Genomic DNA, 26,231 nt, shown 5'->3' with positions numbered 1-26,231 from the left:
CGGGTGTCTCCTCTCGGGTCACAGCGCGAAGGATTCGGTGGACGAGGCGGCCGGGTCGCCGGGGCGCACGTGCAGTTCCCCGCGATCCGGGCGGAGCACCACCGCGGCGACGGTCCGGTCGCGGCGGATGTCACCGTCACCCGCGACGCGCAACGGTTCGCGGGCCAGCAACGCGAAATGGTCCTCTGTGGACGCTCGCGCCGGCAGTCCGGCGAGCCGATCGACGCAGGTTTCGAGCCGTCGGACGGAGAAGTTGCGCGCGAAGACGGTCAGCTCGTCCCGCGGGACGAGGTCCGGATGCAGGAAATGGTTGGTGTGCGCCACTTCCGTTCCTTCGCTCACCCGAACGTCGTCGTCGGCGATCTCCACCCACGCGGTCGTTTCCCTGTCGCACAGGGTCAGCGACCGTGAGCTGGCGAGCCGCAGATCACGCACCGCGTCAACGGCTTCGGTGACACTGTCGCAGGTGTCGAGCAGATGCCGGATCGCGAGGTAGGGCGACGGCCCGTGCCGCCATTTCCCCGCCAGCACCAGGTTCAGCCCGACTGCGAGCCCGGCGCTGTTGACCCCGAGATAGCCGAGCAGGCCGCCGAAACTGAGCACCAGCGACCGCCGCGGTCCCGCCCGGACGTCGAGTACCGCGATGTGGTCGTCGAGATCGCCGTTGAGGTCGACCGTCTGCGCGAGCACCGGTTCGGATCCTGTCCGGGCGTACGTCGTGCAGTCGCCCATCGTCGGCAGTTTCCGGTAGCCGAGCACCTCACGGCGCATCTGCAGCAGCACCGCTTCGTCGTGGGAGATGCCGGCGCCGTCGGCCAGGCCGCGGATCTCCTCTCCCAGGTCCGGGAGCTGAGCGTCGATCGCGCGGGCGTACTCGGTGAGGTCGGGACGTAACGCGTCGAGGTCCAATGGATCGGGTGAAAGCGCGTTGAGCCGGGCGAACCGGTCGCCGAGGAACGCCCGCAGTTCCCTCCTCAGTGCCTCGCCGTGGGCGCGGCCGCGGGTGCGGGGGTCACCGTGGGCACGGACCAAAGGGACGGTCACGAGCCACGCTCCTTGCCCTTCTTCCCCGCCAGCAGGGTGGCCGCCACCTCGGGCCATTCGGCGCGCAGGACGCTGTAGTAGACGGCGTCGCGGCGCCGATTGCCCGGCATGGGGTTGAAGCTGCGCAGGATGCCTTCCTCGACCGCGCCGATGTTGCGCAGCCCCTGGCGGGCCTGTTTGTTCAGCGCGTCGGTCTTGAACTCGACCCGTTCGGCGCCCAGCCGTTCGAAGGCTTCGCGCATCATGAGGTACTTGGCCCAGTGGTTGACACCCTTGCCGTGGAACTTCGTCCCCAGCCAGGACCAGCCGATCTCGAGCCGCCCCGCGTCCTGGTTGATGCTGCAGAAGCTCATGCTGCCCGCGATCAGCCCGGACGTCCGGTCGGTGATCACGTACACGACCCGGTCGCCGTTGGCCTGGTCGGCGACCGCGGCGTCGAAGAAGGCGTCGAAGTGTTCGTCGGTCTCGATGAGCTGGACGAAGTAGCGCCAAATCGCCGGGTCCAGTGCCTGTGTGCGCAGTGGTTCGCGATCGGTCTCGGCGATCGGCCGCAGCAGCACGTGCTCGTCGGACAGTTCGGTGCGGGCGGCGTCCGCCCAGCGCGGCCCGGTCATTCGGCCACCGCCCCGGCGAGCGCGTCGGTGACGTCGCGGAGCGTCTTCATGGCGGCCACGTCCGGCTCGGTGAACGTCTCCAGCGCGACCCCGGTGTCGTCGCAGGCGGACATCAGGAACATCACCTTCTGCATCGAGGTCAGCCCGTAGCCGTCGGCGAGATCACGGTCCGGGTCGAAGTCGGCGGGTTCGACCGGCTTGCTCAGCACGCGGGACAGGTTGTCCCGCACCGCGTCGTCGATGGTGGACAGGTCAGCAGACATGCACGCTCCCTTGGTCGTCGTGGATCTCGTCGTGATAGCGGTCGGCGATACGCGACCGCAGTGGCTTGAACTGCGAGGTGAGCAGTCCGTTGGCGGAGCTGAACGGTTCGGCGGCGACGACCACCTTGCGGATCTGCTCGTCGGCACCGAACGCCGCGTTGGTGCGGGTGAGCTGTTCGGTGATGGCCGCTTCGTCGGCCGGAAGCGAAGCCGGGGACACCACGGCCACCAGATAGCTCTGGGCAGGGCAGAACAGCACGCATTCGGCGATGGCGGGACTGGTGCGCATATGGTCTTCGACCGGGCGCACCACCACCTTCCGGCCGTTCTCGAGCACGATCACGTCGTCGGCCCGCCCCTTGATGTAGAGGAAGCCGTCGTCGTCCACTTCCCCCAGATCGCCAGTGCGAACCAGGTCGGGCTCGGGAAACACCCGTTCGGACGCGCCGGGCGGCGCGAACTCGTACCGGTCGCACACCGGGAACCGGCTGCGGACGCTCACCACGCCGTCGTCGCCGATCAGGACTTCTTTGTGCGGGAGCACCTTTCCGACGCTCCCCTGGCGATGCGCGCCGGGATGGTTCTTGGTCACGACGCAGGTCTCGTTGAGGCCGTAACCTTCGTAGATGGGCAGTCCCGCGTCGGTGAAGAACCGCAGGACGTCTTCGGCCGCCGGCGCGGAACCGGTCCACAGGTAGCGGACGCGGTCACCGAACACTCGGCGGGCACCGTGGGCCAGCGCCTCCGACGACGGGGTCTCCGGGCCCGACCTGGCGACCTGCCGCTCGATGAAGGCCTTGGCGGTGGCGAAGAACCCCGGCACACCCATCACCACAGTGGGCGCGACCCTGCGCAGCGTGGGGAAAGCGGCCTCGTAGGTGCTCAGAGTGACGTCGTGTCCGTAACGGAACGCCGAGTAGACCCAGTACCGCTGTTGCAGGACCGCCAACGGAAGGAAGACGAACAGATCGTCGTCCGCGCCATGCCGGAAGATCTCCTGCACGGCGGCGATACCGGCGTCGATGCTGCCGACCGACGCGGTCATGCCCTTGGGCTCGCCGGTGCTGCCCGACGTGAGCTTCAGGGTCGTGACGTCCTCCGGCACGTAGCGCACCGGTTCGGGCGCGACGGCGCCCTGGTCCGTGGCCAGGGCCCGGACGTCCGTCAGCGGATGGACCCGGTCGCCGTCCCCGTCGGCGAAGAGCACCGTCAGGCCGTACCGGACGGCCAGCGCGGGATCGGCGTCGAACTTCGCCGGGTCGAACCCCACGGTCACCGCGCCGACGCGCAGGGCCGCGAGGTCCAGCAGTACCCACTCCAGGCAGTTGGGCGCGAGCACGCCGACACGGTCGCCGCGCCGGACACCGAGGTCGGCGAGGGCGCGGGCGACCCTGCCCGCCATCTCGTACACCTCCCGCAGCTCGAACTCCTCGGTCCTGTCGAGCCGCGCGACCCGCAATCGGTGACCGGGTTCGGGCGGGGCCGCGATGATGGCGTTCAGCAGCCCGTCCGGGATCCTCGTTCCGGGGGTGGTCATCAGCGGTCCCCCTTCTTCCTCGGAGCGGCGGCGATCATCGCGGCCATGCGGCGCACGGTGTCCAGTTCGGGCAACCGGTCCAAGGTGAAGCCGACACCGAACCGTTTCCGGACACCGGCGAGGATCCGGGCCGCGACCAGCGAGTCGCCGCCGAGGTCGAACAGGGTCGTGGTGGCGGCCGGCACGTCTGCTTTGAGCACCTTCGCCCACAAGAGCGCGACCTCGTGCTCCAGTTCGGTGTCCGGTGGCGCCTCGGCGGCGGCCGCCTGGCCGGGCTGGTGTTCCTGCAGCTTCGCGCGGTCGACCTTTCCGTTGCGCGTCAAGGGAAACGTGTCATGCCAATAGACTCCGGAGGGAACCATGTACTGCGGCAGCACCTCGCGCAGCCGCGCACCGAGGTCGCGGGCGGTAGGCCGCTCGTCCCCGGCGGGCACGAGATGCGCGACAAGGCGGTCTCCCCGCCCGGCGGACTCGCGGGCCACCACGGCGCGGCGGACCTCCTCCAGTGCGACCAGCCGGGTCTCGACCTCGCCCGCTTCGATGCGGTAGCCGTTGACCTTGATCTGGAAGTCCGTGCGGCCGAGGATCTCGATCTCGCCGGTGGGCAGCCAGCGCCCCAGGTCACCGGTGCGGTAGATCCGTTCGCCGCGGACGGGGTCGTCGGCGAACCGCTCGGCGGTCCGCTCCTCGTCGTTCCAGTAGCCGCGCGCCAGGCCGGTGCCCGCCGCGCAGATCTCGCCGGTGACCCAGTCCGGCAGGTCACGGCCCGCCGCGTCGAGCACGTAGGCCCGGTTGTTGGCGTTGGGCCTGCCGTAGGGGATCGACTCCGAGCCGTCCTCGTGAATGCCGACCGGATGCGAGATGTTCCAGATGGTCGTCTCGGTCGGCCCGCCGAGCGAGATCACATCCACACCGGGGCACACCGCCCGCAGCGCGGCCGGGAGCGCGGGGGGCAGCCGGTCGCCGCTCATCATGACCAGCCGCAGCGTCTTCAGTGCCTCGGCGCCGCCGGCCTCGGCCTGTTCGAGCAGCAGCCCGGCGATGGCGGGGACGGAATTCCACACGGTCACGCCCGTCCGGCCGCACAACCGCAGCCAGTACCCCGGATCGGCCGCCTGATCGGCGTCCGGCAGCACGACGGCCGCCCCCGCCGACAGCGCGCCGAACACGTCGTAGACCGACAAGTCGAACGAGAACATGCTGATACCGAAGAACCGGTCACCGGGTCCGACGCCGAACCGGCTGTTGCAGTCGGCGACGACGTTGGCGACCGCGCCGTGGGTGACCATGACGCCCTTGGGCCTGCCGGTGGTGCCGGAGGTGTAGAGCACGTAGGCCAGGTCGTCCGGATGGGCGTCGGGCAGGGGCTCCACGGGCCGCACCGACTCCGCGGGACGGGTGAGGTCCAGGTCCAGCACGGCGCGCTCGTCATCGGTGTGGCCGGCGTTGGTGAGGACGAACCTGGTACCACCGTCGGCGAGCATGAGCGCACGTCGTTCCCGGGGCAGCCCGGCGTCGACCGGCAGGTAGGCCCCGCCGGCGAGCACGACGGCGAGGATACCGGCGACATGCTCGGGCCCGCGGGTCATCACCAGCCCGACCGGCTCGTCACGACGTACTCCCCGGTCCCGCAGCCAGCGAGCCGCCCTCTGGACATGGGCGAGCAGCTCGCGATAGCTGATCTCGGCCGTTCCGGTGATCACCGCGGGGGCGTCCGGAGCGGACTCGGCCTGCGCCAGAAAGCGTTGCGGTAGAACAGGGTCGGGGATCTCGGTCGCGGTTTCGTTGACTTCCGCGCGGCGGGCGCGCTGGTCGTCCGGGCGCAGGTCGAAAATCCGCCGTGACCAGGCACCGGGATCGAGCAGTTCACCGAGCAGCCGACGGCACCCGTCGACGACGGCGTCGACCAGTCCTTCGGGGAACAGTTCGTCGACACTGTCGAACTGCACCACGAGCCCGCCGTGCTGCTCGTAGGGTGACACGTCCAGCCACACCTGCGGGGTCTGACTTTCGGTGTACACCTCCGGGCCGAACAACTCCATCGCCGAACCGTCGGCGCCTTCGTAGCCGATGGCGCTGTTGAAGGTGTAGGGCATCCGGGCGTCCGTGCCGCCCCTCCTGGCAAGTTCGCGCAGAACTTCGATGCCGGAGAAGTGCCGGTTGTCCAGCGATTCGCGCAGCGACGCCTGGATCGCGCAGGCCTGGTCGGCGAACCCCGCGCCGGCGTCCGGTTCCACCCGCACCAGCATGGTCTCGCCGAAGTTCCCCAGCGCGGTGTGGATCCGCGGGTGGATCGGCGGCCGGTTGGCCACGGTGGTGTTCAGCGTGAACCGGTCCCCCGCGCCCCAGCAGGCCAGCACTTCGCTGTAGACGGCCAGCAGCAATCCGGACGGTGTCAGACCGTATCCGGCGGCCAGTTTCTTCAGCGAAGTCCATTGTGGACGATCAAGGCGGGCGAACCGCGTGGCGAACCGGGCTTCGGTGATCGATGACGGACTGGTGCGCAGGGGCAGATCCGGATGCGGTGCGAGGTCGTCCAGGCGCGCCAGCCAGTACTCACGGGACCGCTTCGCCGGCGCGCGGCCGCGGGCTCGTTCCTGGGCGGCGACGAAGTCGGCGAACGCCGCTTCCTCCCCCGCCTCCGCCGGCTCGCCCAGGTACTCGGCGTGCCACTGCTGGAAGAACAGGAAGATGCTGATCGCGTCGAGGATCAGGCCGTCGTGGTCGACGTGCAGCAGCATCTCTTCATCGGAGAGCCGGGTGACCGCGACGGCCAGCAACGGCGCTTCGTCGGCGGGCAGGCTGCGGTGGGCTCGCTCGGCACGCAGTGATTCCCGGTGCTCGTCCTGCTCTTGGGCGGGTTTACCGCGCAGGTCGTACCGGGAGATCCGGACGGGCGCTGAACGCTGCTCGATCTGGGTCCCGTCCTCGGTGAACCGAGTGCGCAGGATGCCGTGTCGCGCCACCACCGTGTTCAGCGCGCGTTCCAGCCCGTCGATGTCCCAGCAGCCGGAGATCTCGTGGTAGACGTGACTGGCGGAGCCGATTTCCACCTGCCGGTCGCGGCCGATCAGGTAGCCGCGTTGCAACTCCGTCAGGGGCGCGCCGGGCGGGGTGTCCAGGTACCCGACGAGTTCGGCCTTGTGCGCCTTGACCTTCGCGACCAGATCGGCGTCCATCCGCTCACGCGGGCCCTGCAGTTTCAGGTCGGTCCCCGAGAGGCTCACGCTGAGCCCCCGCGAGTGCAGTTCCCGCACCACCTGGGCGGGGGTCTCCCGTTCGGTCGTCGTCATCGGCCCACCTCCGCGTGCTTGCGCACCACGTCTTCGGGCAGATCCTTCACCAGTGTGTCGGCGAGCCCGGCGACGTCGCCGCCGTTGAGCAGCGTCTCCAGGGGGACGTCGGCGTCCAGCCGGTCGGTCAACTGGTACTGCAGCGCGACGGCCTGCATGGACTGCATGCCCAGCTCGGTCAGGGAAAGATGGGCCACCGGTTCGTCGGCGGGCAGCCGGAGCACCTCGCGGACCACGCCGGACAGCCAGGGCAGCAGCGGTGATTCGTCGGCGCTCTCCCGTTTCGCGCCGAAGAAGACACGCCCGGCGAGGGTGACGGCGGTTCCCGCGGGCACCAGTTCCACGGTGTGCGGCCAGGTGCGGTCCGCGGGCAGCCCCAACGCGTCCGCCAGGAGACTCGCGAACCGCGGCATGACCGGCGTGCCGCAGGTGGCCAGCAACCGGGCGGCGGCCAGTTCCAGCGCGAGGGCGGTGCGTGCCTCGTCGGCCCAGTCCCCGACGTGCGCGGCGGCCGACTCCGTGGCCGCGAACGCGCGGGTGTCCTCGACCAGGCCCAGCAGTTCGGCGGCGGCGGAGTTCAGGGAGAACCCGTCGGCGCCCAGTGACCGGGTCAGCGCGGCGAGCCGCTCGGTGAGCCGGGCCAGGAACGCGGTGTGCTCCGGGGTCCAGACACCGGCGTCGGGAACCTCGCCGCCGTGACCGCGGGCGAGTCGCTCTCCCAGGTCCGAGAGCCAGCCCTGCCATTGGGCTTCGAGCGTGTCCCGGGTGAACGCGTCGAACTCGTCGGGGTCGAAGTTGGTGCGCCTGCCCTCCGGGCGGGTCAGCGCCAGGTAGAGCCGGTACGCGTCCGCGGTCTCCGGGCCGAGCACGTCACGCCCCCAGACCGCGTGACGGCGGCTGGTGGAGAACTTGCTTTCCTGAAGCAGGTAGAACTCGTTGATGTGGTAGTCGATGTCGGGCGCCCAGTCCGGATGCGCCGCCCGGTAGAGCGCGGGCACGACGATCGGGTGGAAGAAACTCCCGTCGGCGCCGAGGAAGTGCACGATCTTCCAGTCTGCGTCCGGCTCGCCTGCCCGCCATTCCTCGCCGATACGCGTCCCGAGCGCGCCGACACCGTGCAGGATGCTGTAGGCGTAGTCGATCCACGACCAGATCACCTGTCCGTCCACCGCGGACTCGGCGGGGGTCAGGCCCCAGTCGGCGGGATGGGTCAGAGGGACTTCGACCAAGCCGCGCGACAGGACCCGTGCGGCCAGTTCCTTCACCGAGGACGGCACCCTGCCCTTGCGGTGGTGGTCACGGACGTGGTCTGCGAGTTCGTGCAGGGCCAGCTGGTAACGGCGCACGGTGCCGCGCCGGGGTGCGGCACCGGACTCGGCCGAGACCGGGTCTCCCAAGTCGGCTACCGAGTTGGGCTCCTTACAGCTCTCGCAGATGTTGCCGCCGGTGGTCTCCCCGCACGACGGGCACCTGCCGCTGACCCCGGATTCGAAGAGGTACCTGCCCGATTCCGGGTCGAACAACGCGTCGGCCTCGGCCAGCCGGACGGGATCGGACGCGACCAGCTTGCCGAAGAAGCCACGCAAGCCGTCCGGATAGGTGTCGTCGGCACTGGTCGCGGTGAACTGGTGGACCTCGATGTCCATGGCCGCGAGGGTCTCGCGGATCCGCCCGCTGTAGTGCGCCGCGGTGTCCAGAGGAGAGCGGCCTTCCTTGGCACCGGCCGTCTCGACGTAGTTCTGGTAGTCGTCGCTGCCGCAGAGGTGCCAGGCCAGCACGCCGTTCATCCGCTGGAACCGGGTGTAGGCGTCCGCGGCGAAGAACGGCCCGGCCAGATGTCCCAGATGCAGGTCGCCGTTGGGGGTGGGCGCGGACGAGAACACGAAGACCGGGCGCTCCCCGAAGCGGCGGCGCACCGAACGCCCGGCGGCGGCGGTCGCACGGGCGGTGTCACGCCAGAAGAACGAGGCCAGCACGAGATCGGCTTCGCCGGTGTTGGTGACGTAGTGGGTTTCGAACGGGTCGAAGCGCACGACGGCTCCGGCCTCGATCCGGTGTTCGGCACCGTCGACGACGAGGTCGCCTCCGCCGGCGACCAGTACCCATACCTCGGTCTCGTCGTGTTGATGGGTCAGCGACCGCACGCCGGGGGCCACCCTGCCCCAGGACGCGCCCACGCCCAGGTCACCGGCGGCGCCCGGATCCAGTGCGGCGACGTCGATGCCGAACGCGCGGCTCAGTCCTTCGCCGGTGAACGTACTGATGTCCACGATCAACTTCCTCCCGATTCGAGCAGGTCGGCGGCATGTGCGGCGATGGCGGGCGCGAGCCGGTAGCCGGAGCCGTTCGCCGCGCCGGCGAACACGATCCGCCCGTTGCCGAGTGCACGTACCAAGGGTTCGCCGGTGCCGCTGTAGGCGTCGCAGAAGACCCGGCCGGAGAGGTGGTCCACCGCCATCCCCGGGGCGTGACGCCGCAGGATCTCCCGCGCGTCGTCCAGGTGCCGCCCGGTCAGCCCGGCCGAAGGCGCATCCGGATCGACGTCCCATTCCGGACAGGTGTAGCTGAAGAGCCAGTGCCCGCGGCCGGGCAACGGCAGCAGGAAGGCGTCCTCTCGTTCGAAGATCACCGCCGCGTCGGCCGGACCCGGCCGCCCTCCGACGTGCAGTGCGACGATCTTCTTCACCCTGGCCGCCAAGGGAGCGACCAGGGATCGCCACGCGGGAGCCCCCAGCCACGGGCCGGGCGCGAGCACTACCCGGCCCACGGTCAGTTCCTCACCGGTGCCCAGCCGCAGCCCAACCCCGTCCACGTCCTCGGACACCGCCTCGACCCGGACGGCCTCGCGGACTTCGACCTCGGTACGCAGGCCGGCGGTGACGGCACGGGTCACGGCGGCCACGTCGGCGTACTGGGCGCCCTGGACGGACCAGGCGACCGACCCCGCCGGCGGGCGCACCCCGTCCGGCAGGTCCTCGGCGGCGGTGAGGCCGGCTTCGGGCAGGTAGTCCGAGCGCAGACGCGGCTCGTCGGCGACGGTGCCCACCACGCGCATGGCCACGGGATGGATGGGCAGTCCGGGGTGGCTCCGGAGCAACTCGGTGTAGTACCGCTGGCTGAAGCGAGCCATCTCGCGCACCGCCGGGGTAGCGCCACGCGGGGTGTGCAACCCCGCCGACCGCAGCGAGGCGCCGCCGCCGACCAGATCCCGGTCGATCAGCAGTACCGACGCCTCCGGTGCCCGGCGGGCCACCTCGCGGGCGGTGAGGCAGCCGATGATGCCCCCGCCGAGCACGGCGATGTCCGCCCGGGCCGGGGCACTCCGCGGCGGGACGCCGGAGATCCCGGGTGTCGTCGCCGCCCTCACGCCTGGTCCAGCAGGTCGGTGGTGTGTTTGCCCGCCCAGTCGATGAACGGTTCCAGCTGTTCGTTGGAGTGCACCCCGAGCAGCCGGTCCCTGATCCGCTGACTGCGCCAGGCGACCAGGCTCAGGTTCGGGTCGGCCAGCCCGCGTTGGTCGCGGACCCCGTTCTGCAGGAACACGGAACGGTCGCGGGGGCCGTCCCAGCGGATCGCGAAGTCCTTGTCCACGTCGTACTCCTCGCCTTCGCGGGCGAGCTTGTCCTCCAACGGCGACAGGAAGTCCGCCGTCGCCGGGCGGTAGCCGGTGGCCCAGACGACGAAGTCGGACTCCACGTGCTCGATCAGGCCGGGGTCGTCGTTTCCCTCGACGGTCAGATCCCACGCGTCGTGCTCGGCCGTCACACCGGTGACGGTCCGGTTGGGCAAGAGAGCGAAGAGGTCGTCGGCACCGTCGACGAAGCGGCGCGCGTAGCAACGCTGGTAGATCTCCCGCAGGGTGGATTCGGAAATCCCGTCGCTGGTCAGCACGTTCTGCGCGTTGAGCGCCACCCGGGCGGACCGGTCGAGGTCGAAGAAGTAGTCGGAATAGCTGGGGACGAAATACTCGTTCGTGAACGGCGTGTCGTCGATCGGGAAGTAGTTGTGCCGCCGCGAAATCCAGATGACGCGGCGGGGAAGTCGTTCGTTCGGGCGGGAAATCAGGTCGAGGAAGACTTCGGCGCCGGACTGCCCGCCTCCGACCACCGCGACCCGTTTGCCCGCGAAGTCCCGATCGTGCGAGACGAAATCGCTCACGTGGAACTGCGATCCGCCCAGTTTTCCGCGAACCGGTTCGGGCACCCACGGCCGGGTGCCGATCCCCACCACGACATTGTCCGCCGTGGCCGTCCGTTTACTGGTGCGCACGACGAAGGACGTCCCGTCGAAATCGACTTCACGGACTTCTTCACCGAAGCGGACATTCGTGTTGGTCTGACTCGCCCATTCGAGGTAGTTGCGGAACTCCTGTCGTGGCACAGCGTCGAACTGGGCGTTGATGAAGTGGTAGATCCTGCCCTGATCATGCAGATAGGACAGGAAGGAGAACCGGTTGGTCGGTTCGGACAGCGTGACCAGGTCCTTCAACAACGACACCTGCAGCGTCGCCCCCGGTATCTGCTGTCCGTCGTGCCAGCCGAACCGTTCTTCCCTGTCCAGGAAGAGGTTGGCGACCTCGTTCCTGTCGTGCAGCAGGGATGCCAGGCTGAGATTGGCGGGCCCCACGCCGACTCCGAGGCACTTGTAGTGGGCGATGTCATGTCGTCGCTGTCGCGGCAACGGAGCGTTCACCACTCGCCTCTCCCCTCGTAGCCGGTAGCCGGCCGCCGCCTTGCGGTCGGCTCGTTCTTCTCGCACATCAGGATCCCTTCCCGTACCTCCGCCACCTGTCACGGCCATGATCACCCCAGGGCGAATCACCCGACGGACGATCGATGCCCGCCAGTGCGATTAATCAGGACTTCAACTCGAGGACACGACGAATTCGCCCTTTGCATGAAATCCAGCTGAATACGCTCACTCGATCGGCACACCCCAGGTCCCACCGTCACGATTAATCCATCGAGAATCAGGACCGAACACCAGCAGGACCGGGCGCGCACATCCATTCGACGCCTTCTCCGGTGCCCCCATCGACGCTAGCACGCGATTCACCGACACCGCACGTCAAACCGTGATTTTCCTTTATCTCGCAACGAAAACCCGCGGAAACGCTCCCCAACTGCACCGTCCGCCCTCTTCCACGCCGCCACATGGCCGACGATCACCGCGCCCATTCCGACCACTGTCCGTCCTTTTTGGACAAAGGCCGAAACGCCTCACCCGGCATTCGTCTTGCGCCGAACGTGTGAATATACTTTCCCGGGTTGTCAGTTCCTCACGACCTGACAAGCTGGACCGGTGAGGAAACCGGAGGAGTTCATCGATAGCCTGACAGACAACCGGATGACGACAATCACGGGACTATCACCGTCCGACCGGGCGGACGCGCTCCGCCAGGCGATCCGAGCCGCGGAAGACAACACCTCCGACATCACGGTGATCACGGCCGGTCATCTCCCGGACACGTTTCCGCAGGCCGCCGCCGCGGCGCTGAACGTCGTGGAACGACCCGCCGATCCCCTGTCCGACGCGCTGCGCGCGCGGCTGCGGCAGGGCAGCCCCTTGCTCGTCGTCCGAGGTGGCCGGCACCGGAACACGGACATCGCCGGAGCGATCGCCGACCTTCTCCGTCATTGCCCGGGCTTGACCGTGCTCGCCGAGGCCCCGGCCCCGCTCGGCGTGCCCGGAGAGCGAGTCATGGCCCTGCCCGCGGCGCACGCTCCTTTCGACGCGGAGAAGGTCGCGGATGCGGCGAGGTTCTCCCTCCACAGCCGTACTTTCGACACCCGGATGGCCGCTGCGCTCGCCGGCATCACCCCCGAAGACGCCGAGACCATTCTGACCCGGCTCACGGCGGAAGGCCTGGTCCAGCGGGATGAGGACGGCTGGCGTCTCCCACCGGACGTCGTCGAACTCGTCCCTCTGCCGGAAAGCGACGCCATAGAACGGCGCGTCCGCTGGGCTTCCAGGGAAGCCGCCGAGCTCCGCACCCTCGTCGAAACCGGCGGCGCCTGGCGTGATCGCTTCGACTTCGTCGCCGACGACCTCCGGGCCACGGTGCGCGACCGGACCGGCGCGGACCCGGACGTCCGTCAGCACGACATCGCCCGCACACTGGCCGGACTTCTCTACGCACGGCAACTGCTCGCCGAAGCGCGCACCACCTTCGAACTCGCGGCGACGCTGGCCCCCGACGACCGCACCGCGGCCCGTGACCTGCGCTCGGCCGCCGACGTCGCCATGGCCGAGCACCGGGGCGAGCCGGCGTTCGCGCTGCTCCAGCAGGCAGCGGAACGCGCGGAACGGGGCGGCGACCAGGCGGGGGCGGCGATCGCACTCGCGTACGCGGTCTGCGTCGGGAACCGGTTTCCCGCCACGTTCACCGAACTGGTCCCGCATGAACGACTGGTCGAGCTGATGATCGAGGCCGAACGAGTCGCTCCGGAGCATGATCCGGTCGCCGAGGCCTATCTCGCGGCCGCGCGGGCCTGGAACGCCACCGGCGAAAAGACCACACCCGACCTGGACCTGACCTCGATCGCCTTGGACGCCGCGCGCGTCACCGATCAGCCGGTGCTGATCTCGGCCGCGCTGGACGCGGTGGCCAGTGCGGACGGAGCCGCCGGCCGCTTCGCCCGCGCGCACCGTTCGTGCGGGGAACGGCTGTCACTTCTGGAAAAGCTTCCCAGACACGAGCCGAACATCGGCGTCGAGATCGTCGACACGCTGCACGTGGTGCCGCTGGTCGCGCTCGCGGCCGGGAGACTTCCGGAGGCGGTGATCGCGGCCGAGGCGTCCTGGAAGGACCCCTTTCGAGGTCTCTACATGCGGGCAGCCAAGTTCGTCGTCCCGCTGCTCCTCAGCGGCCACCTCGACAAAGCTCTGGAATACGCGGAGATCTCCTGGGACGCCTGGCAGCGCCTCGGCAACCCACCGGCGCGCTGGATGGCCCCCGCCGCCCTCGCGGCGGGTATGGCGCACGCCCTCCGCGGAAACGTCCCCGAGTACGACGCTTGGGCCGCGCGGGCGCTGAGCTTGTCGGAACCCGGCGTGCACAGCGGACTCAGGGAAAGTTTCGAGGCCTTCGTCCTCCCCCGGGTCGCTTTGCACCAGGGCGATGTCGAAATCGCGATGTCCATGTCGCTGATACCGAAGAGCGGCTGGTACGACAGCACCCACCAGTTCTACGACGCCTATGCCTGGGCCGTGGCCGCGGAGACCGCGGTCGTCGCGGGCGATCCCCGGGCTGAGGAGCTGCTGGCAGCCGCGGAACCCGCCGCGGCGGAGAACCTCTGGGCGGCGGCGTGTCTCGCCCGCGCTCGCGGCAGAATGCACGACGACCGCGCGGCGCTGGAGGATGCCGTCATCGGCTGGCGAGCGATCGGTGCCCGTTTCGAACTGGCCTGCACCCTCGGCCTGCTCCCGGATCGGCGGGACGAGGCCGCCTCGCGGCTGGCCGCGCTGGGCTGCCGACTCCCCGTCTCGCCGTTATGATCGAGAACCGGGCCACGAGCGCGGCCGGAGCCGAGGCGCCGGAGCGCGACGAGAAACGACGGCCCCGGAAGGGCACGAGGGGACCGAAGCCGGACGTGGCCATCACACGCCAGGAAACCGACTATCGAGCGCTCGCCGCAGCAGGCGTCACGATCGTTCTGTGGGCATCGGCGTTCGTGGTGATCCGGGACGCCGGCGAACACATCTCCGCGGGAGCGCTCGCGTTGGGCAGGCTCGCGACCGGGGCGCTGATGCTGGGCGCGTTCCTGGTGATACGCAAGCAAGGCATTCCTCCCAAAGCGGCATGGCCGGGAATTCTGGTCTCGGGTGTGGCGTGGTTCGGCGTGTACATGGTCGCGCTCAACGCCGGTGAACAACGCATCGACGCGGGTACCGCCTCACTCGTGATCAACCTGGGTCCGATCCTGATGGCGGCGCTGGGAGGCTGGCTGCTCAAAGAGGGTTTCCCACCGCAGTTGATGGTCGGCCTGACCTTGGGTTTCGCCGGCGCGGCCCTGGTCGGCTTCGCCTCCTCCGATGGGGGAAGCGCCAGCCTGATCGGCGTGTTTCTGTGCGCCGTCGCCGCGGCGGGGAGCGCCATCGGCGTGATCGCCCAGAAGCCGGCGCTGCGGCACGCGACGGCCTTGCAGGTGACGGCCTTCGGCAACGCGATCGGGGCGCTGGTATGCCTGCCCTTCGCCGGATCGCTGGTCCGGGAAGTGGCGGCGGCTCCCTCGAGCGCCTTGCTGGAGATCGTGTACCTGGGTGTGTTCCCGACCGCTGTGGCCTTCTCCACCTGGGCCTACGCGCTCTCCCGGACAACGGCCGGGAAACTGGGCGCTACCACCTACCTGGTCCCGGTACTGGTGGTCCTCGTGAGCTGGGTCGTGCTCGACGAGGTCCCTGCGGCGCTGTCGTTCGCCGGTGGCGCGCTGTGCCTGATCGGCGTGGCCGTGTCCCGACGCAGATCCCGAGAAAAGGTGAAGGAAACGTGACTGTGGAAGAGGTTCCTGTCGAAGGCTTCGAGCGGGTCGTCATCGACCGGGACGCGGCCGGCGAAGCGCGCTCGATCGTCGCGGTGCACGACACCCGCCTTGGCCCTGCCCTCGGCGGCGTACGGATGCGCCCGTACCCGAACGAGGACGATGGCCTCTCGGAATGTCTCGCACTGGCCCGTGCAATGACGTTGAAGGCTGCCGCGGCCGGACTGGACCTGGGTGGTGGCTGGAGCATCATCCTCGGGGACACTTCCGACAAGACCCCGGAAAGGCTGCTGGCGCACGGACGGGCGATCGCCACGTTCGAGAGCCGGTTCATCCCCGTGAACGACGTGGGCACCGATCAAGCCGACCTGCGCAAGATCGGCGAGGTGACTTCGCCGGTATGCGCGCAGGACGACCCGTCGCCCTGGACCGCGCTGGGTGTCGCCGCCGGAATCCGGGCCTGCGCCGAGTTTTCCGGCCATACCAGCCTGAAGGGGGCACGAATCGGCGTGCAGGGTGCCGGGCATGTGGGCAGCACGCTGGTACGACTGCTCATCCGGGAAGGCGCGGAGGTCACGGTGAGCGACGTGGACGAGGAACGCGCCGTCTCGCTCGCCACCGAGACCGGTGCGACGGTGGTCGACCCCGACACCTTGCCCACGAGCGAACTGGATGTCTTCGCGCCTTGCGCGCTGGGCGGAGTGATCACACCTGACGTGGTGCCCGCGCTTCGTTGCAAGATCATCGCCGGTGGCGCCAACAACGTCCTGGCCACCCCGGAACTCGCGGACGAACTGCGGAACCGGCACATCATCTACGCACCGGATTTCTGTGTGAACTCAGGCGGCGTGATCTTCCTTCAGTCCCAGCTCCGAGGCCACAGTGAGGAAACGGCACGCAACCAGGTTCAGGGAGTCGGCAAGACGATCTCGGAGCTGCTCGCGCGCGCGAAAAGCGACAGGGTCACGACGAACCAGGCAGCGAACGATCTCGCTCAAACGCGACTCAACGCTGCCTGACCACTTACCGACCAGATCGGGCCAGGTCGTACTGACCCACTGAGCGAGCGTCGGCCGCGTTGGAGACGATTCCATGCGTTCGCCCGTGGCGATGGTGATCCGTCCGCCCGGACGATGACCGGCACCCCTGCCCGTCCAGCCGGCGGCGACCGGGACGCACCCCAGTGCGCAACAACTCGTCGCGGCCCCGGAGACACCCCTCCGACCCGGCTCAGTACCCGGTCGGGCATCCCCGCCCTCCCTGCGAGCCCGGGTGGACAGCAAACGGTGTCCACGCTGCGCCTCCGTCAGCGCAGTGCCCGCACGACGGACGCGGACAGCCTCCGTAGGCTCCCGTCGTCGAGAACGGTCGCTCGGACCGCCGGAGGTCCACGAATTGTCGGACCCCCTCGTTAGCGTCAGCCGGCATGGACAGCACGCCGTTCCAAGCCCGCATCCCGGAAGCCGATCTCGAAGACCTCCGTGATCGGCTCAGCCGTGCCCGCTGGCCCGAAGACGAGACAGTCGATGACTGGTCACAAGGTGTGCCCGCCGCCTACCTGCGCGAACTGTGCTCGTACTGGGCCGAGCACTACGACTGGCGGGCCGCGGAATCCCGGCTCAACGCGATCCCCCAGTTCAGGACCGAGATCGACGGACTCGGCATCCACTATCTGCACGTCCGATCCCCGCATCCCGGCGCGCTGCCGCTGATCCTCACCCATGGGTGGCCCGGTTCGGTCTTCGAGTTCCTCGACGTACTCGGCCCCCTCACCGATCCGGTCGCCCACGGCGGTGACGCGGCGGACGCCTTCCACGTCGTCGTCCCTTCCTTGCCCGGGTACGGCTTCAGTGACAAACCCGCGCGGGCGGGCTGGTCGATCCAGCGCATAGCCGACGCATGGATCCGCCTCATGGAGGGCCTGGGATACGAGCGCTACGGCGCCCAGGGCGGCGATTGGGGCACCAGCATCACCACGCTCATGGGCCGGACAGCACCCGACCGGCTGGCCGGGATCCACCTCAACCCACCACTGGCGGCGCCGGACCCGGCGACCTTCGACGACCTGACCGAATCCGAACGGAAGTCGCTCGCCGACCTCGAAAGGGCCAAGGCAGACGGTTCGGGTTACGCGATCCAGCAGGCGACGAGACCGCAGACGATCGGCTACGCGCTGGCCGACTCGCCGGTCGCGCTGTGCGCGTGGATCGTCGAGAAGTTCCAGGCGTGGACCGATTGCGGCGGTCATCCGGAGAACGCGCTGAGCCGCGACGCGATGCTCGACGACATCACGCTCTACTGGCTGACGGGCACCGGCGCCTCGTCCGCCCGGCTGTACTGGGAGAGTTTCGCCGAGGTGTCGAGCTGGTTCGCCGAGTCCACTGTGGACACGATCACCGTGCCGACCGGCTGTTCCGTCTTCCCGCGCGAGATCCCGCGCCCGTCCCGCCGCTGGGCGGAGCGCCGCTTCACCGACATCCGGTACTGGAACGAGCTAGACCGGGGCGGTCACTTCGCGGCCTTCGAGCAGCCCGGCGTGTTCACCGAGGAGGTGCGGTCGTTCTTCCGGCTCGTGCGATGACCGCTTGACCGTGACACCGTGTCAGGCTGTGCGCTGGGAGGCGTCATGTTCAGTATCGGAGATTTCGCGAAGCACGGCCGGGTGTCGGTCCGGATGCTGCGTCACTACGACGCCATCGGGCTACTGCGTCCCGCCCACGTCGACCCGTTCAGCGGCTACCGGTCCTACGCCGGCGAGCAGCTGGCCCGGCTCAACCGGGTGATCGCGCTCAAGGACCTCGGCTTCACCCTCACCCAGGTGCAGGAGATCCTCGACGCGGAGATCGGCGCGGACGAACTGCGCGGCATGCTGAGACTGCGGCGTGCCGAACTCGAAGCGGCCATCGAGGCCGACGAGGCCCGGCTCAAGGCCGTCGAAGCGAGACTCCGGTCGATCGAGAGCGAGGGAACCATGCCTTCCGAAGACGTCGTCGTCAAAAGCCTGCCCGCGGTGCGTGTCGCCGAGCTGACCGGGACGGCGAGCGGTTACGTGAACGACGAGATCGGGCCGGTCGTACAGCGGTTGTACAAGGAACTGTTCGGAGCGCTCGGCCCGATCACGCCGTCCGGACCGCTCGTCGCCTACTACGAAGACGACGCCGACGGCGAACGAGTCCTGGTCCACGCCGCGGCCCCGATCTCGGTCGAAACCGACGGCACCGAAGGATTCTCGACGGTCCGCCTCGCCGAAGTCGCGACCGCTGCGACGATCCTGCACCGAGGTTCGATGGCGACCGTGCTCTCCAGCTACCAGGCACTGGCGAAGTGGGTCGACGCCCACGGGTACCGCGCGAGCGGTACCCGTGGGAGTTCTACCTCGAGTGCCCGGAGGACGGGGACAAGTGGGTCACCGAGCTACAGCAGCCGATCACCAAGGCCTGACGCTCACGTGGGTCGTGAGTGGCGATTCGGGTTCTAACGACCCAAAACACTCACGAGGGGACCTGGACCAGCCTGAACGTGCCGTTGCCGGCGTTCTGGTGTCCGTGAAGGCCTCCTTCCCTACCTTGAGTGTAGGGAAGGAGGCCTTCACGGACCCGCGATCGACCGGTAGTCACCTCCGGTAGGTACGCAAGACACCGTTGGCTCTAGCCCGAATCGCCACTCACGACCCCACCGCGGTTGCCCAGGAAGCCGATCACAGCGGAACGGAACTCGTCCGGCGCCTCCAGCCACGGCACGTGCCCGACGTCCTCGATCCGCACCCGCCTCACCAACGGCAGGGCCTGCTCCAATGAGTCGACGGCCCACCGTGGCCGGTTGTCGGCCATGCCGTCCACGATCAGTGTCGGCACCCGCAGCGACTCGCAGGCCGAGACGAGCTCCGACTCCGGCACGGCCCGCATCTCCTCACTGAGCGCCGTGTTCGCCTCGTAGTTGACCGGGAACCAGGGTGTCGCCATCGCTTCGGCGTGGCGCGCGCCGTCGGCCACGAAATCGGCCGTCCACTGCCATATCGCGCGTTCGCGACCCTCGCCGCGAGGCTTCTCCCCCACCACTCGCTCGAAGTTCCGCTCGAACTCCGCGCGCCAATCGTGACCGAGGCCGACACCCGACACGTACACGAGCGCGCTCACTCGTTCCGGTCGCGCCTGCGCGTAGAGGAGGCCGAGATGCGCACCCCACGAATGCCCGAGAACCGGGACACGGTCGAGGCCGTGCCACTCGCGGACGGCGTCGACGTCGGCGACCATCCGTTCGAGTGTGTACGGACCGCGCGCTTCCGAACGCCCGGCACCGCGCTGATCCCACCGGATCAACCGGAACCGCGGACCGAGATCGAGAGTGCCGAACATGTCCCACAGACCGGGACCGCCGTGGCAGCACAGGATCGGCTCGCCCCCGCCGGTCGCCGAGGTCCACAGCTCGCAGCCATCGTCGGTGATCACCACGTGATTATCCGATAGTCCGGGCCGAGGTCGTTGGCTATCTTCCGCGACATGACGATGTACACGCCGCCGCAGCGGACGGCCACCCTCGCCGACGCGCCCGCCATCGCGGCGCTGATGCGGGCCTCGGTGCTGGAGTTGTTCCCCCGGTTCTACGACGAACGGCAGACCGCGAGCGCGGCGGACCACATCGCGCGCCTCGACCTGCGGTTGATCGAAGACGGCACCTACTTCGTACACGAGGCGGACGGCGAGATCGTCGCCTGCGGAGGCTGGAGCAGGCGCAACAAAACCCACGCGGGCGCCGGCGACGCGTCGGACGACGACCGTCCGCTCGATCCGGCCACCGAACCCGCGCGCGTGCGCGCCATGTTCGTCCGCGGCGACTGGACACGCCGCGGGCTCGGGCGCGCGATCCTCGAGTCCTGTCGTCTCGCCGCGAAGGCCGAGGGCTTCACGTCGCTGACACTGACCGCGACCCTGCCCGGTGTCCCGCTCTACCGGTCGTTCGGCTTCACCGAAGTCGAACGGGTCACCGTCACGACGCCCGACGGCGTCGACGTACCGGGCGCTGTCATGGCCAGGGACATCGACGAACCGGATAGCATCGAAAAATGATCTCCGGGACCACCGCACTGTCGTTCGTGTTGATCTGCCTGCTCGGCGCCATGGCACCAGGCCCGGATTTCCTCGTCGTGACCCGCAGCGCGATCCTCGGCGGGAGCAAGGCCGGGATCGCCGCCGGACTCGGCATCGCGCTCGGCGTCTTCGTCTGGGTGGTCGCGATCGCGCTCGGGGTCGCGGCGATCCTCACCGCGTCGGCGATCGCCTTCACCGTGGTGAAGCTGATCGGTGCCGGGTACCTGATCTTCCTCGGCGTCAAGGCGTGGCTGGCCGTGCGCCGTGGCGACTACAGCGAACTCAAGGACAGGGTGGCGCCCGTCGTCGCGCCCAAGGAGGCGTTCCGGCAGGGACTGCTCACCAACCTGCTCAACCCGAAGGTCGCGATGTTCTTTCTCGCGCTGATCCCCCAGTTCCTCCCGCATTCGGCCTCGACAGCGCAAACCCTGCAGCTGGCCGTGCTGGCCACCACGGTGGCCGTCGTCTGGACCTTCGTCCTGGCGACGCTGGTCGGTTCGCTGCGGAGGTTCTTCAGCTCCGGCAGGGTGCGCCGCACGATGGACGCGGTGATGGGCACCTTCCTGGTCGGACTCGGCATCCGGGTCGCGGTGCAGAACTGACCGAAGGCGCCCATCACACGACGTCAGAGGGACTCGGCGGCGAGACGCGTACCTTCGACGCGGGCGGTGATCTTGGCGAACGCCGTGTCCCGCGACGTCGAAGTGTCGTCGGCGAACGGTGAGAAACCGCAGTCGTCACAGGTGCCCAGCCGGTCCGGCGGGATGTACCGCGCGGCCTGCAGAACCCTGTCCCGGACCTCTTCGGCGGTTTCGACGCGCGGGTCGATCGGGTCGGTCACGCCGACGAAGACCCGCTGCTCCGGGCGAGAGTGCTCGGCTATGACCCGCAGTGCCCGCTCGGGATCCGCCTCGCTGGCCAGCTGGACGTAGACGTTGCCCACGTTCAACCGGAACAACGTCGGCAGCAGCCCGGCGTAGTCGACGTCCAGGCTGTGCACGGAGTCCTGGTCCCCGCCGGGACAGGTGTGCACGCCGATCCTCCTCCGCTCCTCCTCGGAGAACCGGTCCAGTACGGTGTTATTCAAGTCCACAAAGGACTTCAGCAGTCCGCCGGACGGATCGAGCTTCAGCGACAACCGGGCTTCGGTGAAGTCGATCTGGACGCTGTCCGCACCCGCGTCGAGACTGCGGCGGATGTCGGCCTCCGCCTCGTTCACCAGGTCGGCGAGGAACTGTTCTTTGCCATATCCGGCCAATTCTTCACCGGGATGGACGAGACTGATCGCCGAAGCCGCGATCACCGCCTGCTTCACCGGTCGAGTCGCGTACTTCTTGGCTTCGCGCAGATAGGCGTCGGCGTAGGTCTGATAGCGGAACGGTCCGGCGGTCAGCCTGGGAAGCTGCCGGGTGTGCCCGTCGGCGAACGGGATGACGACGCCGTCGGGCGCCAGCGAAGTGAGGCCCGCCAAGGGATACGTGGCGAAACTCGGCTTGCCCTGCTCGCCGTCGGTGATAACCGGCGAGCCGGTCTCTTCCAGCCGTTTGATCGTCTCCACGAGAGCTCGTTCCCGCGACTCGCCGAGTCCGTCGGCGTCGAGCCGTCCGGCCGCGTGCTCACCGAGCGCTTCGATGAGATAGCCGGGACGGGGAATACTGCCGATCGGTTCGGTGGGTATGGTCATCGCTCGCGTCCTCCCAGATGGCGCAGCCCGCGGCCGCCCTGGCCACAAGCGTGGAAACTACCGAGCCCTCCCTTCCTTGACGATCTTTCAGCGTGCCGAAACCCCTAATGGCGCAATGGTTAGCTCCTCGAAAGATCTTCGTTCCGCAGCCGTATAGACCGTTATACAAAACTCGGCGAAATTCGATGCTTATCCGGCCCTGTTCCTGGGTATTCCGTGGATGTCGACGGCCGGGGCGCGCCGAAGGAGAAACCGATGCTGAGCCATCACGATCGGCAAGAGCTGGAGAAGATCGAGCGCTGGTTCGAGCTCACCGAGCCGGCTTTGGCCGCCCGGCTCCAGTCCGGCAGGCCCGCCCGGCCCCCTCTGCTCCGGCTGGCTCTCCTTCTCAGCCTCGACATCACCGCGGGGCTGTTGATGCTGCTGGGCATCATCGTGGACAGTCCGACCCTGCTGTTGACCGGGATGATCACCGTGACCGCGGCGGTGATCGTGCACCTGTCCCGGTTCGGGCGTCCCTGATCGTCTTCCCGCCCACCGGTAGAGTCCGGGCGATACGTCCGGTTCACTGGGAGGAAGACGCATGCGGTTCATGATCATCATCAAGGCGGACGAGGATTCCGAAGCCGGGAAGATGCCGCCGATGGAGGCTTTGACCGCCATGGCGAAGTTCAACCAGGAGATGCTCGACGCCGGAGTGCTGGTCGGTGGCGAAGGCCTGCAGGAAAGCTCCAAGGGCGCACGGGTCACGCTGAACGCGGCAGGGGCCACCGTCACCGACGGCCCGTTCACCGAAGCCAAGGAACTCGTCGGCGGCTTCTGGATCGTTGATGTCCCTTCGCGCGCCGAAGCGATCGAGTGGGCGAAGCGCTGCCCCACTCCCCCGACCGGCGACACCGTACTCGAGGTCCGCAAGATCCTCGAAGCCGAGGACTTCGGCGAGAACTTCACCACCGAGCTGCAGGAGAACGAGCAGCGGATGCGCGACGAGCTCGCCGAACGGGCTTAAGGTCTGCTTCATGGCCGTCCGGGAGCGGGTGCCCTGGGTACTCCACGTCGACCTCGACCAGTTCATCGCGGCGGTCGAGGTCGCCCGGCGGCCTGAGCTGCGCGGTAAGCCCGTCATCGTCGGCGGCACGGGCGATCCGGCGGAACGGGCCGTGGTGGCGACGGCGTCGTACGAAGCTCGGGAGTTCGGCATCCGGTCCGGGATGCCCCTGCGAACCGCCGCGAAACGCTGCCCCGAGGCGATCTTCCTCGCCACGGACGCGCCCGCGTACCAAGAGGTCTCCGATCGGGTGATGGCGACACTGCGGGAATTCCCCGTGGTCGTCGAAGTGCTCGGCTGGGACGAAGCGTTCCTCGGCGTCACCTCTGACGATCCCGAAGCACTCGCCGCCGACATCCGGCGGGAAGTGGCCGAAGAGACCGGGCTTTCCTGCTCCGTCGGCATCGGGGACAACAAGCTGCGTGCCAAACTCGCCACCGGATTCGCCAAACCGGCGGGGGTCTTCCGGCTCGTCCAGGACAACTGGTGGGACGTCATGGCCGAGCGGCCGACGGACGCCCTTTGGGGCATCGGCACCAAGACCACGAAGAAGCTCGCCGAGGCCGGCTATCACACCGTGCTGGAACTGGCCGGCGCCGATGTGGCGGACCTCGCGGCCCGGTTCGGTCCGAAGCTCGGCCCGTGGTATCGGATCCTGGCCGGCGGAATCGGCGACGCCGAGGTCATCGCGACGCCGTACGTCGCGCGATCCCGTAGCCGTGAGACGACTTTTCAACAGAACCTCATCGATCCGGAGGCCATGGCCGCGGAGGTCGTCGCACTGGCGAAACGCGTCTCGCAGGACGTCGCCGAGGAAGGCAGGCCCGCCGCGCGAGTCGCGGTCAAGGTCCGGTTCGCCCCGTTCCAGACCCATACGCACAGCGTGACCCTGCGCGCGCGAACCTCGGATCCCGCCGAAATCGAGAAGGCGGCGCTGGCCGTGCTCGGCATGTTCGACCTCGGCAGACCGGTCCGCCTGCTGGGCGTCCGCGCCGAATTCCTCTCGCCTGCAGAGCGATCCGTGTCGCCTTGACAGCGCTCGCGGCGTTTTGCCATTCTGGTTCCGGGTCGAGAGGCGCTGCGACGGAATTCTTCCGCCACGCTCGGCCCGCTGCGACAGACGTAAGGGCGCCTCCCACTGTGGAGGTGCCTTTGTTGCGTCTGAACCCTTTTCCGGCCCTCGTCGTCGAGGCCGTGCGCTGAACCCCGCAGTGACACTGTCCTTTCCGCCACGGGCGTAAAGGACAGCTCCGCCCTGCCTTCCTTGATGATTGGAGAACCCATGAGCCCGACCCTGTCCAAGGTCAACGGGATCGAATTCGCCGTCGCCGACCTTTCCCTCGCCGAGGCCGGCCGCAAGCAGTTGCGCCTCGCCGAGGTCGAGATGCCCGGCTTGATGGCGCTGCGCCGCGAATACGCCGGCTCCCAGCCGCTGAAGGGCGCGCGGGTCGCGGGTTCACTGCACATGACCGTGCAGACCGCCGTGCTGATCGAGACGCTCGTCGCGCTGGGCGCCGAGGTGCGCTGGGTGTCCTGCAACATCTTTTCCACGCAGGACGAGGCGGCCGCGGCCGTCGTCGTCGGCCCGGAGGGCACCGTCGAGAAGCCGTCGGGTTCGCCGGTGTTCGCGTGGAAGGGCGAGACGCTCGCCGAGTACTGGTGGTGCACCGACCAGCTCTTCGACTTCGGCGACGGCCGCCTCCCGAACATGATCCTGGACGACGGTGGTGACGCGACGCTGTTGATCCACAAGGGCGTCGAGTTCGAGGCAGCCGGCGCCGTTCCGCAGGCGACCGAGGAGGACCCCGAGGAGTACCACCTCGTCCTGGAGACCCTGCGCGAGAGCCTCGGCCGCGACACCAGCCGGTTCACCCGCATCGCCAAGGAGGTCCGCGGGGTCACCGAGGAGACCACCAACGGCGTCAAGCGGCTCTACAAGCTCGCCAAGGAAGGCGAACTGCTCTTCCCGGCGATGAACGTGAACGACTCGGTGACGAAGTCGAAGTTCGACAACAAGTACGGCATCCGCCACTCGCTCATCGACGGTCTCAACCGCGGCACCGACGTGATGATCGCGGGCAAGGTCGCGGTCGTCTGCGGCTACGGCGACGTCGGCAAGGGCGCCGTGGAATCGCTGCGCGGCCAGGGCGCCCGCGTGGTCGTCACCGAGATCGACCCGATCTGCGCGCTGCAGGCGGCGATGGAGGGCCTCGACGTCGTGGAGCTCGACGACGTCGTCGGGCGCGGCGACATCTTCATCACCACCACCGGCAACTTCGACATCATCATGGCCGACCAGATGGCCAAGATGAAGCACAACGCGATCGTCGCGAACGTCGGGCACTTCGACAACGAGATCGACATGGCCGGCCTGGCGAAGATCCCGGGCATCCAGAAGATCGAGATCAAGCCGCAGGTGCACGAGTGGGTCTTCCCCGCCACGGCGGACCGCGAGGCGCACTCGATCATCGTGCTGTCCGAGGGCAGGCTGATGAACCTCGGGAACGCGACCGGCCACCCGAGCTTCGTGATGTCGAACTCCTTCACCAACCAGACGATCGCGCAGATCGAGCTGTTCACGAAGCAGGGCGAGTACACCACCGACGTCCACGTGCTGCCGAAGCACCTCGACGAGAAGGTGGCCCGCCTGCACCTCGACGCGCTGGGCGTCCGGCTGACCAAGCTGACCAAGCGCCAGGCCGAGTACATCGGCGTGGACGTCGAGGGTCCGTACAAGCTGGACCACTACCGGTACTGAGTTCGACAGTCTCGTGAGTGGTAAGGACGGTTCTAACCGTCCTTACCACTCACGAGGCCGGGCAGCGACTAGGCCGAATGCGTGAAAACTTCGGCCGGATGGACCTGTTTCTCGCCGATCAGGGCGGGAATTCCCTTGGTAGCCACACCCCGGCAGCACGCGGGCCGGGCGACTACGAAGGAGAAGGTGTTCCCGTGATCATTCTCGGCGTCATCCTGATTGTCGTCGGTGTCATCGCCAGCATCCCCGTCCTGTACTCGATCGGGATCGCGCTGGCGGTCATCGGCATCATCCTGGCCGTTCTCGGGAACACCGGGAAGGCCATCGGCGGTCGCGCCCACTGGTACTGAGCACCGGACCGAACCGGTGCCGAGCCCCCAGGTACCGGCGCCTGAACGGCCCGGGCACCCGGCGTCCCCTCAC

Annotated in this window: 21 protein-coding genes and 1 pseudogene; 12 read left to right on the top strand and 10 right to left on the bottom strand. The window is 68.5% G+C overall.

Annotation, left to right across the window (positions count from 1 at the left end; translation table 11 throughout):
• Positions 1-18: 18 nt before the first annotated feature.
• From AC0685_RS14780 to AC0685_RS14745, 8 genes are read right to left on the bottom strand one after another with little or no spacing between them, the layout of a single operon-like run.
• Positions 19-1,044: a C45 family autoproteolytic acyltransferase/hydolase gene (locus AC0685_RS14780; protein WP_478225990.1), complete on the bottom strand. Its 1,026-nt coding sequence runs from the start codon at positions 1,042-1,044 to the stop codon at positions 19-21.
• Positions 1,041-1,658, bottom strand: a complete 618-nt coding sequence (locus AC0685_RS14775; RefSeq protein ID WP_478225989.1) for a GNAT family N-acetyltransferase — start codon at positions 1,656-1,658, stop codon at positions 1,041-1,043. The genes AC0685_RS14780 and AC0685_RS14775 overlap by 4 nt, the downstream gene beginning before the upstream one ends.
• Complete coding sequence (locus AC0685_RS14770) at positions 1,655-1,921, bottom strand: phosphopantetheine-binding protein (RefSeq protein WP_478225988.1); 267 nt, start codon at positions 1,919-1,921, stop codon at positions 1,655-1,657. The genes AC0685_RS14775 and AC0685_RS14770 overlap by 4 nt, the downstream gene beginning before the upstream one ends.
• On the bottom strand, positions 1,911-3,458 hold the full coding sequence (locus AC0685_RS14765; RefSeq protein WP_478225987.1) for an AMP-binding protein: 1,548 nt from the start codon (positions 3,456-3,458) through the stop codon (positions 1,911-1,913). The genes AC0685_RS14770 and AC0685_RS14765 overlap by 11 nt, the downstream gene beginning before the upstream one ends.
• On the bottom strand, positions 3,458-6,751 hold the full coding sequence (locus AC0685_RS14760; RefSeq protein ID WP_478225986.1) for a non-ribosomal peptide synthetase: 3,294 nt from the start codon (positions 6,749-6,751) through the stop codon (positions 3,458-3,460). Before AC0685_RS14760 ends, AC0685_RS14765 begins: the two co-directional genes overlap by 1 nt.
• On the bottom strand, positions 6,748-9,021 hold the full coding sequence (locus tag AC0685_RS14755) for a class I tRNA ligase family protein (protein ID WP_478225985.1): 2,274 nt from the start codon (positions 9,019-9,021) through the stop codon (positions 6,748-6,750). The genes AC0685_RS14760 and AC0685_RS14755 overlap by 4 nt, the downstream gene beginning before the upstream one ends.
• A gap of 2 nt (positions 9,022-9,023) precedes the next feature.
• Positions 9,024-10,118 (bottom strand): NAD(P)/FAD-dependent oxidoreductase, encoded by a 1,095-nt coding sequence (locus AC0685_RS14750; RefSeq protein WP_478225984.1) that lies wholly within the window; start codon positions 10,116-10,118, stop codon positions 9,024-9,026.
• Positions 10,115-11,509, bottom strand: a complete 1,395-nt coding sequence (locus AC0685_RS14745; RefSeq protein ID WP_478225983.1) for a lysine N(6)-hydroxylase/L-ornithine N(5)-oxygenase family protein — start codon at positions 11,507-11,509, stop codon at positions 10,115-10,117. The genes AC0685_RS14750 and AC0685_RS14745 overlap by 4 nt, the downstream gene beginning before the upstream one ends.
• Before the next feature lie 588 nt (positions 11,510-12,097).
• Here AC0685_RS14745 and AC0685_RS14740 point away from each other — a divergent pair.
• From AC0685_RS14740 to AC0685_RS14720, 5 genes and pseudogenes are all read left to right on the top strand, one after another.
• A complete protein-coding gene (locus AC0685_RS14740) occupies positions 12,098-14,248 on the top strand; it encodes a hypothetical protein (RefSeq protein ID WP_478225982.1) in 2,151 nt (716 codons plus the stop codon).
• Positions 14,245-15,243 (top strand): DMT family transporter, encoded by a 999-nt coding sequence (locus AC0685_RS14735; protein ID WP_478225981.1) that lies wholly within the window; start codon positions 14,245-14,247, stop codon positions 15,241-15,243. The genes AC0685_RS14740 and AC0685_RS14735 overlap by 4 nt, the downstream gene beginning before the upstream one ends.
• Positions 15,240-16,250, top strand: coding sequence for a Glu/Leu/Phe/Val dehydrogenase family protein (locus AC0685_RS14730; protein ID WP_478225980.1), 1,011 nt, complete (start codon positions 15,240-15,242; stop codon positions 16,248-16,250). Before AC0685_RS14735 ends, AC0685_RS14730 begins: the two co-directional genes overlap by 4 nt.
• Before the next feature lie 407 nt (positions 16,251-16,657).
• Positions 16,658-17,812 carry an epoxide hydrolase family protein gene (locus tag AC0685_RS14725; RefSeq protein WP_478225979.1) on the top strand — a complete coding sequence of 385 codons (1,155 nt, stop codon included), beginning with the start codon at positions 16,658-16,660 and terminating at the stop codon, positions 17,810-17,812.
• 45 nt (positions 17,813-17,857) lie between these two features.
• Positions 17,858-18,672 (top strand): annotated as a pseudogene (locus AC0685_RS14720) (MerR family transcriptional regulator).
• Positions 18,673-18,878: 206 nt separating this feature from the next.
• Here AC0685_RS14720 and AC0685_RS14715 read toward each other — a convergent pair.
• On the bottom strand, positions 18,879-19,679 hold the full coding sequence (locus AC0685_RS14715; protein WP_478225978.1) for an alpha/beta fold hydrolase: 801 nt from the start codon (positions 19,677-19,679) through the stop codon (positions 18,879-18,881).
• 51 nt (positions 19,680-19,730) lie between these two features.
• On the opposite strand from AC0685_RS14715, the gene AC0685_RS14710 reads away from it, so the two are divergent.
• Positions 19,731-20,297, top strand: coding sequence for a GNAT family N-acetyltransferase (locus tag AC0685_RS14710; RefSeq protein WP_478225977.1), 567 nt, complete (start codon positions 19,731-19,733; stop codon positions 20,295-20,297).
• A complete protein-coding gene (locus tag AC0685_RS14705) occupies positions 20,294-20,920 on the top strand; it encodes a LysE family translocator (protein ID WP_478225976.1) in 627 nt (208 codons plus the stop codon). Before AC0685_RS14710 ends, AC0685_RS14705 begins: the two co-directional genes overlap by 4 nt.
• Positions 20,921-20,943: 23 nt before the next feature.
• Here the strand turns inward: AC0685_RS14705 and AC0685_RS14700 are convergent, their stop codons facing one another.
• On the bottom strand, positions 20,944-22,002 hold the full coding sequence (locus AC0685_RS14700) for a cobalamin-independent methionine synthase II family protein (RefSeq protein WP_478225975.1): 1,059 nt from the start codon (positions 22,000-22,002) through the stop codon (positions 20,944-20,946).
• 255 nt (positions 22,003-22,257) lie between these two features.
• Here AC0685_RS14700 and AC0685_RS14695 point away from each other — a divergent pair, with 255 nt between their 5' ends.
• The 5 genes from AC0685_RS14695 (at position 22,258) to AC0685_RS14675 (ending at position 26,158) form a co-directional block, all read left to right on the top strand.
• Entirely contained in the window at positions 22,258-22,524 is a 267-nt protein-coding gene (locus AC0685_RS14695; RefSeq protein WP_478225974.1) for a DUF3040 domain-containing protein, read from the top strand.
• 61 nt (positions 22,525-22,585) lie between these two features.
• Positions 22,586-23,011: a YciI family protein gene (locus tag AC0685_RS14690; RefSeq protein WP_340681493.1), complete on the top strand. Its 426-nt coding sequence runs from the start codon at positions 22,586-22,588 to the stop codon at positions 23,009-23,011.
• Between the two features lie 10 nt (positions 23,012-23,021).
• Positions 23,022-24,083: a DNA polymerase IV gene (locus AC0685_RS14685; protein WP_478225973.1), complete on the top strand. Its 1,062-nt coding sequence runs from the start codon at positions 23,022-23,024 to the stop codon at positions 24,081-24,083.
• 249 nt (positions 24,084-24,332) lie between these two features.
• Complete coding sequence (gene ahcY, locus AC0685_RS14680) at positions 24,333-25,808, top strand: adenosylhomocysteinase (protein ID WP_478225972.1); 1,476 nt, start codon at positions 24,333-24,335, stop codon at positions 25,806-25,808.
• A 77-nt stretch (positions 25,809-25,885) separates the two neighbouring features.
• On the top strand, positions 25,886-26,158 hold the full coding sequence (locus AC0685_RS14675; protein WP_478225971.1) for a hypothetical protein: 273 nt from the start codon (positions 25,886-25,888) through the stop codon (positions 26,156-26,158).
• Positions 26,159-26,231: the final 73 nt, after the last annotated feature.

It is taken from the genome of Amycolatopsis sp. NPDC043889, from assembly GCF_056435645.1.
Note: the sequence above shows the minus strand (reverse complement) of the source record. Positions and strands in the feature narration are given on the sequence as shown.

Excerpts from the sequence above, each read along its gene's own strand:
- AC0685_RS14775 (WP_478225989.1), bottom strand. The coding sequence starts at position 1,658 with ATGACCGGGCCGCGCTGGGCGGACGCCGCCCGCACCGAACTGTCCGAC.
- AC0685_RS14770 (WP_478225988.1), bottom strand. The coding sequence starts at position 1,921 with ATGTCTGCTGACCTGTCCACCATCGACGACGCGGTGCGGGACAACCTG.
- AC0685_RS14765 (WP_478225987.1), bottom strand. The coding sequence starts at position 3,458 with ATGACCACCCCCGGAACGAGGATCCCGGACGGGCTGCTGAACGCCATC.
- AC0685_RS14760 (WP_478225986.1), bottom strand. The coding sequence starts at position 6,751 with ATGACGACGACCGAACGGGAGACCCCCGCCCAGGTGGTGCGGGAACTG.
- AC0685_RS14740 (WP_478225982.1), top strand. The coding sequence starts at position 12,098 with ATGACGACAATCACGGGACTATCACCGTCCGACCGGGCGGACGCGCTC.
- AC0685_RS14735 (WP_478225981.1), top strand. The coding sequence starts at position 14,245 with ATGATCGAGAACCGGGCCACGAGCGCGGCCGGAGCCGAGGCGCCGGAG.
- AC0685_RS14725 (WP_478225979.1), top strand. The coding sequence starts at position 16,658 with ATGGACAGCACGCCGTTCCAAGCCCGCATCCCGGAAGCCGATCTCGAA.
- AC0685_RS14710 (WP_478225977.1), top strand. The coding sequence starts at position 19,731 with ATGACGATGTACACGCCGCCGCAGCGGACGGCCACCCTCGCCGACGCG.
- AC0685_RS14705 (WP_478225976.1), top strand. The coding sequence starts at position 20,294 with ATGATCTCCGGGACCACCGCACTGTCGTTCGTGTTGATCTGCCTGCTC.
- AC0685_RS14700 (WP_478225975.1), bottom strand. The coding sequence starts at position 22,002 with ATGACCATACCCACCGAACCGATCGGCAGTATTCCCCGTCCCGGCTAT.
- AC0685_RS14695 (WP_478225974.1), top strand. The coding sequence starts at position 22,258 with ATGCTGAGCCATCACGATCGGCAAGAGCTGGAGAAGATCGAGCGCTGG.
- AC0685_RS14690 (WP_340681493.1), top strand. The coding sequence starts at position 22,586 with ATGCGGTTCATGATCATCATCAAGGCGGACGAGGATTCCGAAGCCGGG.
- AC0685_RS14685 (WP_478225973.1), top strand. The coding sequence starts at position 23,022 with ATGGCCGTCCGGGAGCGGGTGCCCTGGGTACTCCACGTCGACCTCGAC.
- ahcY (WP_478225972.1), top strand. The coding sequence starts at position 24,333 with ATGAGCCCGACCCTGTCCAAGGTCAACGGGATCGAATTCGCCGTCGCC.
- AC0685_RS14675 (WP_478225971.1), top strand. The coding sequence starts at position 25,886 with ATGCGTGAAAACTTCGGCCGGATGGACCTGTTTCTCGCCGATCAGGGC.